Source organism: Dietzia maris (assembly GCF_014144855.1).
Lineage (GTDB): Bacteria > Actinomycetota > Actinomycetes > Mycobacteriales > Mycobacteriaceae > Dietzia > Dietzia kunjamensis.
Genome location: NZ_JAALDN010000118.1, coordinates 1 through 8,549, shown reverse-complemented (window position 1 = coordinate 8,549; position 8,549 = coordinate 1). Strand labels below are relative to the sequence as shown.

Sequence of the window (8,549 nt, the reverse complement as noted above, 5' to 3'; positions counted from 1 at the left end):
CGCACCCGGCGACTGAGCCGCCCGCGCACCCGGCGGCATCCGCGCGCGCCCCTGCCCGCAGCCGCACGAGCGCCTGTACGCCCACAACACAGCCGCCCCCGACGCTGAACGCCGGCCTGCGCATCTGCGCACGCCAGACGCCATCGTCGGGAGCGGCTGTGTCTCCAATGGCAGCCGCTCGCGCGGCTGCCCGGTGGGGGCTCGGATCAGAGCAGTTCGATGATGGTGGCGTTGGCCTGGCCGCCGCCCTCACACATCGTCTGCAGGCCGTACTTGATGCCCTCGTTCTTCATGTGATGGACGAGGTCGGCGAAGATCCGGGCGCCGGAGCCACCGAGCGGGTGCCCGAGGGCGATGGCGCCGCCGTTCGGGTTGAGCTTCGCCGGGTCCGCCCCGGTCTCGGCCAGCCACGCCATCGGCACGGACGCGAACGCCTCGTTGACCTCGTACACGCCGATGTCGTCGATGGACAGTCCGGACTTGGCCAGCGCCTTGGCGGTGGCGGGGATCGGAGCGGTGAGCATGATGACCGGGTCGTCACCGGCGAGCGTGGCGGTGTGCACCCGCGCGATCGGTGTGCACCCGTACTTGGCGGCCGCCTCCTCGCTCATCACGAGGATCGCCGCGGCGCCGTCCGAGATCTGCGAGGCGTTGCCGGCGTGGATCACGCCGTCTTCCTTGAACGGGGTCTTGAGCCCGGCCAGCCCCTCGACGGTGCTGCCGCGGCGGATGCCCTGGTCGGTGTCGAAGACGCCGTCCGGGGTGGTCGCCGGCACGATGTGCCCGGCGAAGAACCCGGCGTCCTGCGCGGCGGCGGCCTTCTCGTGCGACGCCACGGCGAACTCGTCGAGCTGGGTGCGCGTGAAGCCCCACCGCTCGGCGATCATCTCGGCACCGACGCCCTGGTTGGGGGCCGTGCCGTCGTAGCGGTCGAGGAACGCCTGACCGTAGGGGAACGACTCGGAGGAGACGTGCGAGCCCATCGGCACCCGCGTCATCGACTCGACGCCGCCGGCCACCACCACGTCGTGGAAGCCTGCCTCCACCACGGCCACCGCGAAACTCAGCGCCTGCTGCGACGAGCCACACTGCCGGTCGATCGTCACGCCGTTGACCGTCTCCGGCCATCCCGCCGACAGGGCGGCGGTCCGGGCGATGTCCCCGGCCTGCTCCCCGGCCTGGGTGACGCAACCCCAGATGACGTCCTCGACGATCGATCCGTCGATCCCGGCGCGCTCGGCCAGCGCCTTGAGAACGGTTCCCGACAGATCGGCGGGATGCACCCCGGCCAGTCCACCCTTGCGCTTGCCCACCGCGCTGCGCACGGCCTCCACGATTACTGCACCCATGTTCTGCACTTCCTTGTCTCTGCGGTTCCGGCGCCGGGCGGCACCGACCGTTACTGGGACATCCTAGTTTTATCCGACGTACGGCGGGGTCTTCTTCAGCTCTCCGCGCGCGATGGTGCGACGGTGGACGGCGTCCGGTCCGTCGACGATCCGCAGCGCGCGCGCCCAGGCGTAGAAGTACGCCAGCGGGGTGTCGCCGGAGACGCCGGCGCCGCCGAAGATCTCGATGGCCCGGTCGATCACGGCACAGGCGACCTGCGGGGCGATCACCTTGATGGCGGAGATCTCGAACCGCGCCTCCTTGGCGCCGACGGTGTCGATCATCCAGGCGCAGTGCTGCACCTGCAGCCGCGCCTGGTCGATCTCGATGCGCGAGTTGGCGATGTGCTCCTGCACCACGCCCTGGCTCGCCAGCGACCCACCGAACGCGTGCCGGGACTTGGCGCGGTCGACCATCAGGGCCAGCGCCCGCTCGGCCATGCCGATGGCGCGCATCGCGTGGTGGATGCGGCCCGGCCCGAGACGGGCCTGGGCGATCGCGAACCCGGCGCCCTCCTCGCCGAGGAGGTTCGACACGGGCACCCGCACGTCGGAGAACACGATCTCACAGTGACCGTGCTGGTCCTGGTACCCGAACAGCGGCAGGTTGCGCTCGATGGTCAGGCCCGGGGTGTCCCGGGGCACGAGGACCATCGACTGCTGCCGGTGGGTCTCGGCGGACTCGTCGGTCTTGCCCATGACGATGAGGATCTCGCAGCGGGAGTCGGCGATGCCGGTGATCCACCACTTGCGACCGTTGATCACGTACTCGTCGCCCTCGCGCCGGATGACGGTCTGGATGTTAGTGGCATCCGAGGAGGCGACGTCGGGCTCGGTCATGGCGTACGCCGAGCGGATCCTGCCCTCCTTGAGCGGCTCGAGGTACCTGGCCTTCTGCTCGTCGGTGCCGAACAGGTGGAAGGTCTCCATGTTCCCGGTGTCCGGGGCCTGCGAGTTGATCGCCTCCGGGGCGATGACGGGCGACCAGCCCGTGATCTCCGAGACGGCGGCGAACTCGAGGTTGGAGATCCCGGACCACTCGGGCAGGAAGAGGTTCCACAGTCCACGGCGCCGGGCCTCTGCCTTGAGGTCCTCCATGACCGGCGGGTAGGCGTTGTCCCCGTGCTCACGCAGGTACTCGGCCCAGACGGGCTCGGCGGGGAAGACGTGCTCCCGCATGAACTCCCACATGTTCTCCTGCAGCTCGATGCTGCGCTGACTGTGAGCGAATTCCATGTCATTACTCCTGTAGAAGCGTGCCGCGGCGGCCCGCCGCGGGCGGGATGAGTGAAGTGGTGCCTGCGTCAGTGCTGAGTTGGTTCAGTGCTGAGTCGGTTCAATGCATAGTCATCCCACCGTCGACCACGAGCGTGGTCCCGGTGATGAACGATGATGCGTCGGAGGCGAGGAAAAGCAGCGCGGAGTCGAGCTCGGGCTGGAGCCCCAGTCGGCCGAAGATCGTGCTGCCGGTGATGTCCGCGAGCATCTTCTCCGGGATCTCGTCGGTCATCTCGGAGGCGAAGTACCCGGGGGCCAGCGCGTTGACGCGGATACCGCGGCGGCTGCCCCACTGCGCGGCGAGGTCGCGGGTCAGTCCGAGCACGGCCGCCTTGGTCGCCGAGTAGGCGGCCTGCGGTGCGAAGCCGGCGGTCAGGCCCAGGACGCTCGCGACGTTGACGATGCTCGCGCCCGGCTCCATGACGGCCGCGCACTCCTTGGCGGCCCAGTAGGCGCCGTTCAGGTTGACGTCCACCACCCCGCGGAACTGCTCGGGGGTCTCCTTGAGCGCGGGCACGGCGGTCCCGATGCCGGCGTTGTTGACCAGCACGTCGATGCGTCCGTGGGTGTCCATCGTGTCGCGGACCATCGCCGCACACGCCTCGGGGTCCGCGACGTCACACGCCACGGTCGAGGCGGTGCCGCCGGCGGCACGCAGTTCCTCGGCGAGGGCGTCGAGCCGCTCGCGGCGTCGGGCGGCCAGCACGACCGTGGCGCCTGCCGAGGACAGGGCCCGCGCGAAGCCGTCCCCGAGCCCCGACGACGAGCCCGTGATCACCACGACGCGGCCGTCCAGCCGGAAGCGGTCGAGCACGGGCAGCGCGGCCTGCGGACCCGTCCGGGGATCGACCGGGGTGGGCGCTGCGGATGAGGAGTCGGCCATCAGTTGGTCACCTTCCTGGAGTCGAGGATCGAGTGGCCGTGGTCGACCAGCTCGCGGATCTGCGGGCCGATGTCACCGAAGTCCTGACCGGCCATGTCACCGGCCTCGGAGCGCGTCGCCACGCCCTGGGCGATCGCCGCGAACTTGAACGTGGCGAACGCCAGGTACCACGGCATGTGGGACGGATCGGTGCCGGTGGCCGCGCAGTACCGGTCGAGCAACCGCTGCGGTCCGGGCCAGCCCGGCTCGGTGGTGATGCTGGGGATGAGCGGCACCGTCGGCCCGTTCGGGTCGCCCCAGTACAGAACCGTCTGCGCGAGGTCGGCGACCGGATCGCCGAGGGTGGACAGCTCCCAGTCGAGGATCGCCTTGATGCGGCCCGGGTCGTCGGGGTCGACCACGTAGTTGTCGAGGCGGTAGTCACCGTGGATGATCCGCGACGACGGCGAGGTGGGCATGCTCTCGCCGAGACGCGCGGCCAGGTCGGGCAGCCGGTCGGCTCGAACGGAGTCGGACGCCTTCTCGGATTGCCCGAGCCAGCGTCGCAGCTGCCGCTCCAGATAGCCGTCCGGGCGACCGAGATCCCCCAGGCCCACCGCGTTCTGGTCCACCGCGTGGAGCGCGACCATCGCGTCGATCTGGGCGTCGGCCATGGCCGCCTTGTCGTCGTCGGATTCGGCGAAGCCCGCCGGCAGCGCGTCACGGATGACGTGGCCGACCACCTTCTCCATCACGTAGTACGGCACCCCCAGGTCCTCACCGGTGGTCTCGTTGAGCACCACCTTCGCGACCGGCACGTCCGTGTCCGCCAACCCGAGCTGGATCCGCGCCTCGCGGCCCATGTCGTGCGCGCTGGGCAGGAGCTCGCCCGTCGGCGGCCGCCGCAGGATCAACTCCCCCGCGTCGGAGCGGAGCGTGAACGTGAGGTTGGACTTGCCGCCGGCGATGAGGTCGGCGTCGAAGTCCGCCCAGTCCTGGTCACCGGTGGCCTCGGCGATCTTCGGCCCCACGACGTCGGGGCGGAGCAACTGGTCGACGGACAGTCCCGTGGACTCGGACGATGAAGGGGTCATGGCGTGGATCCTCGCGGTTGATGGGCGACCGGGCGGGCGGTTCGGGTGGATCAGTTATGGCCGACGCTCAGTTGTGGCCGACACGGTGCAGGTCGTGACCCCGGGTCTCCTTCATGAAGGCGGTCGCGACCATCGTCGCCACGCACAGGGCGATGATGTAGGCGCTGATCATCCAGTACAGGTCCCACTGGATGAACTGGGCGTTGAGGTACGGCGCACTGCCGCCGAAGACCGCCACCGACAGGGAGTACGCGAACCCGATGCCCGCGGTACGCATCTTGGTGGGGAACGCCTCGGACATGAACGAGGACAGGATCGACCCGGCGGCGGCGACCAGGGTCATGGCGATGAGCGAGGCGAGGAACAGCGTCCACGGACGGTCGTCGATCATCCCCATGAGCATCGGCGTGGTGATGATCGTGCCGATGGCGAAGATGAAGATGACCGGGCGGCGGCCGATGTGGTCCGAGAGCAGACCCCACAGCGGGAGCGTGCACAGGGCGATGAGCTGGCTGCCGAAGATCGCCCAGAAGGCGGCCTCGGAGTCCATGCCACGCTGCGTGATCGCGAACGTCGAGGCGTACGAGCTCCAGGTGTAGTGCGCGACGGTGATGCCGGAGACCATGGCCACGACCAGCGCGATGGCGCCGGCGAGCTTGCGCCGCGAGAACGTGGCGACGGGGGAGGTCGGATCGGCGGCGGCGGCCGCGGCGGCCTTGTCGAAGACGTCGGACTCCTCCATGCCGGACCGCAGGTAGAGCACGAACAGGGCGAACACGGCGCCGAGCAGGAACGGCACGCGCCAGCCCCACTCGCCGACGGCGGACTCGGAGAGCATGGCGGTGATGCCGCCGCCGATGCCGTAGGCGATCACGGTGCCGCCCATGATGGCGACGAACACGAGGCTGCCCCACATGCCGCGACGGTGCGGCGGTGCGATCTCGGCGACGTAGCTGTAGGCGGTGGCCGACTCGCCACCGTGGGCGAAGCCCTGGATCATGCGGCACAGGAGCAGCAGCGCCGAGGCGAAGATCCCGAGCGTCTCATAGCTCGGGAGCAGGCCGATGAGCAGGCTGGCGCCGGCCATCATGAGCATGGTGGTGATGAGGACGAACTTGCGTCCGCGTACGTCCGCGATCCGGCCGAAAACGATCCCGCCCAGCGGGCGCATGAGGAACCCGACCGCGAAGACGGCGAACGTGGCCAGCAGCGCCGAGACAGGGTTCTCGTTGTTGAACATCACCGCGGCGATGTACGGGGCGAAGACCGCGTAGGCGGTCCACTCGTACCACTCGAACAGCTGCCCGGTGGTGCTGGCGGCCAGCGAGCGGACGTTGCCGCGATTCTGCTTGTCGGACTGGTGCGGGACGGCGGTGGCGGCGGTGGCGCCGGCACCACCGCGGTCGTCGGGGTCGATGGTGGCCTCGGCCATGTCAGTTCCCTTCGGTGGGAGTAGTGGAGTGGGAGGGGGTGTGCTCGTCGCGGAGTTCGCGACGGCGGATCTTTCCGGTCTGGGTCTTGGGGAGCTCGCCGACGACGTGGATCTCGCCCGGCCGCTTGTAGGCGGCGAGCCGATCCGAGGCGAACGCGATCAGCTCGTCCTCGGTCGCCGTCCGCCCGGCCTTGAGCGAGACGAACGCGACGACCTTCTCGCCGCGGTACTCGTCCGGCAGACCGACGACGGCGGCCTCGAACACCGCGTCGTGCTCGTACAGGGCGTCCTCGACCTCCCGCGGCCAGACCTTGTAACCGGAGGCGTTGATCTGGTCCTTGAGGCGGTCCACGAGGTACACCCAGCCGTCGGCGTCCATGACGGCGACATCGCCGGTGTGCAGCCGACCGCCGGGCATGGTCGACGCCGTGGCGGCCTCGTTGCGCCAGTAGCCGGACACGATCTGCGGACCCGACAGGACGAGCTCGCCCTGCTCGCCCGGGGCGACCGGCTGGTCGTCGACGCCGACGACCTCGGCGCCGATCCCCGGCAGCGGCACGCCGATGGACAGGGTGCCGCTGGTCTCGTCGACCGGCGCCCGCAGCCCGGGCGGCACCGCGATGACCCCGGAGGTCGTCTCGGTCATGCCGTATCCGTTGTGGATGTAGTGGCCGAACCGCTCCGCGAAGCGCTCGACCGTCGAGGGCGGGATGGGCGCGCCCCCGCTGTACAGGGTCTTGACCGACGCGAAGTGCTCCGGCCCCGCCTCGTCGAGGCGCATGAGCGCGTTGTACGCGGTGATGGAACCGATGGTGAAGGTGACCCCGTGTTCGCGGAACGCGTCCAGCATGACGCCGGGCCGGAAACGTCCGGCGAAGACGAGGGTGGAGTCGGTGACCAGCGCGAGCGTGGCGTTGATGACGGCGCCGGTGATGTGGAACAGCGGGGCGATCGCCAGCACCACGTCACCCGGGACGAGACCCACGAAGTCGGCGAAGCTCCGCGCGACCGCGATGACGTTGGCATGCGAGTTCATCGCCCCCTTGGGCGGACCGGTGGTGCCCGAGGTGTAGGTGAGCAGCGCGAGGTCGTCGGGAGCGACCTCGACCGGCTCCGGCGTGCGTCCCTCGAACTCGCGGATCAGGGAGACCAGGTCACCGTCCGGCGAGGGCTCGACCTGCTGGTCGTCGCCGAACGCGCGGGGGTCGTTCCGGGTCTGTAGGTCCCGCTCGCTGGTGCTGAGGACCCACGCGACCTCCGTACCGCTGACGGCGTCGCGGATCGCGGACGCGTCCCGGTCGGTGGCGATGATCCCCACCGCACCGGAGTCCTCGACGGGCAGCCGGAGTTCCCGGCCGAAGTACATCGGGTTGAGCACCACGGCGGCGGCACCGATCTTCCACAGCGCCAGCATCGCCAGCGCGTACTGCGGGATGTTCTGCAGGTGGATGCCGACGCGGTCACCGGGCGCCACCCCGCGGACCTGGAGGGCGGTGGCGAGCGCCTCCGCCATGGCGTCGACCTCGCGAGCCGACAGCGTGGTGTCGAAGTACGCGACGGCGGCCCTGTCCGGCGAGGAGTCGACACGCTCACGCCAGGCGTCCACGAGCGTCGACCGCCGTGCCACGAGGCTCTCGTCGAGCCCCGGTCGGTACAGCGTGCGCCACGGCCGCGGGTCTTCCTGGCTCATCCTCGCTCCTCTCGTTCACGATTGTTGTGCTGTTCACCGACCGATCGATCGCTCGGTGTGCCATAGTGTTACCCACACCACAACCGGTGTCAAGCGAAGGGTGGCTAGTGTTGTGACGATGAGTGAGACCGCGACAGTGGCGCAGTGGCGCGAGTTCGGCACCGACGAGCTCTCCCCTCCGCTCCGCGCGGCCCTGGAGGTCTTCGCCCGGCACGGGTATCACGGTGCCTCGATCCGGTCGATCGCCGAGGCCGCCGGGCTGTCCGTTCCGGGTCTCTACCACCACTACCGATCGAAGCAGGCCATCCTCGCAGCGGTGGTGGACCAGGCCATGGCGGAGATGCTCACGCACACCCAGGCCGCGGCCGATGACGCCGGCGACCGCATCGTCACCAGGTTCGAGAACGTGGTGGAGTGTCTCGCCCGCTTTCACATGGCGCGGCGTGACCACGCGTTCGTGGCGTCCACCGAGATGCGCAGCATGGACCCGGACGTGCGCGCCCGTCACATCGCGCAGCGCGATGCCCAACAGCAGATGCTCGAGGACGCGATCCGTGCCGGTGTCGACTCCGGGGAGTTCAGCTGCGCCCACCCCGAGGACGCGGCCCGCGCCATCGCCTCACTGTGCGTGTCGATCGCGTCCTGGTACCGGCCCGACGGGCCGCTGTCGGCCGACGACGTCGTCGCCCGCCACCTCGAGTTCGCCCGCGGGATGGTCGGCGCCGCACGCGGCTGAGATCGACGGCGCCGCATGCGGCTGAGACCCGCCCGGTCAGCGTCTGCGCTGCCCCCGGCCCACCGGCTT

The 8,549-nt window shown here is 69.9% G+C and carries 7 protein-coding genes; 1 reads left to right on the top strand and 6 read right to left on the bottom strand.

Translation table 11 applies throughout. From position 1 onward, the window contains the following. Positions 1-206 precede the first annotated feature (206 nt). The 6 genes from G6024_RS04450 to G6024_RS04425 all read right to left on the bottom strand — a co-directional run bounded on the left by G6024_RS04450 (position 207) and on the right by G6024_RS04425 (position 7,744). On the bottom strand, positions 207-1,349 hold the full coding sequence (locus G6024_RS04450; protein ID WP_159148161.1) for a thiolase family protein: 1,143 nt from the start codon (positions 1,347-1,349) through the stop codon (positions 207-209). Positions 1,350-1,418: 69 nt separating this feature from the next. Further along, positions 1,419-2,624 (bottom strand): acyl-CoA dehydrogenase family protein, encoded by a 1,206-nt coding sequence (locus tag G6024_RS04445; RefSeq protein WP_159148160.1) that lies wholly within the window; start codon positions 2,622-2,624, stop codon positions 1,419-1,421. A 100-nt stretch (positions 2,625-2,724) separates the two neighbouring features. Continuing rightward, entirely contained in the window at positions 2,725-3,486 is a 762-nt protein-coding gene (locus tag G6024_RS04440) for an SDR family NAD(P)-dependent oxidoreductase (RefSeq protein WP_194307247.1), read from the bottom strand. Positions 3,487-3,548: 62 nt separating this feature from the next. Further along, positions 3,549-4,622 carry a phosphotransferase family protein gene (locus G6024_RS04435; protein WP_159148159.1) on the bottom strand — a complete coding sequence of 358 codons (1,074 nt, stop codon included), beginning with the start codon at positions 4,620-4,622 and terminating at the stop codon, positions 3,549-3,551. Between the two features lie 67 nt (positions 4,623-4,689). Continuing rightward, on the bottom strand, positions 4,690-6,054 hold the full coding sequence (locus G6024_RS04430) for an MFS transporter (RefSeq protein ID WP_159148158.1): 1,365 nt from the start codon (positions 6,052-6,054) through the stop codon (positions 4,690-4,692). Position 6,055: 1 nt separating this feature from the next. Continuing rightward, on the bottom strand, positions 6,056-7,744 hold the full coding sequence (locus G6024_RS04425) for a class I adenylate-forming enzyme family protein (protein ID WP_159148157.1): 1,689 nt from the start codon (positions 7,742-7,744) through the stop codon (positions 6,056-6,058). Positions 7,745-7,862: 118 nt separating this feature from the next. Between G6024_RS04425 and G6024_RS04420 the strand changes: the two genes are divergently transcribed. After that, complete coding sequence (locus G6024_RS04420; protein WP_159148156.1) at positions 7,863-8,480, top strand: TetR/AcrR family transcriptional regulator; 618 nt, start codon at positions 7,863-7,865, stop codon at positions 8,478-8,480. Positions 8,481-8,549: the final 69 nt, after the last annotated feature.

Coding starts and splice junctions, on each gene's coding strand:
- G6024_RS04420 (WP_159148156.1), top strand. CDS start 7,863: ATGAGTGAGACCGCGACAGTGGCGCAGTGGCGCGAGTTCGGCACCGAC.
- G6024_RS04430 (WP_159148158.1), bottom strand. CDS start 6,054: ATGGCCGAGGCCACCATCGACCCCGACGACCGCGGTGGTGCCGGCGCC.
- G6024_RS04435 (WP_159148159.1), bottom strand. CDS start 4,622: ATGACCCCTTCATCGTCCGAGTCCACGGGACTGTCCGTCGACCAGTTG.
- G6024_RS04425 (WP_159148157.1), bottom strand. CDS start 7,744: ATGAGCCAGGAAGACCCGCGGCCGTGGCGCACGCTGTACCGACCGGGG.
- G6024_RS04450 (WP_159148161.1), bottom strand. CDS start 1,349: ATGGGTGCAGTAATCGTGGAGGCCGTGCGCAGCGCGGTGGGCAAGCGC.
- G6024_RS04445 (WP_159148160.1), bottom strand. CDS start 2,624: ATGGAATTCGCTCACAGTCAGCGCAGCATCGAGCTGCAGGAGAACATG.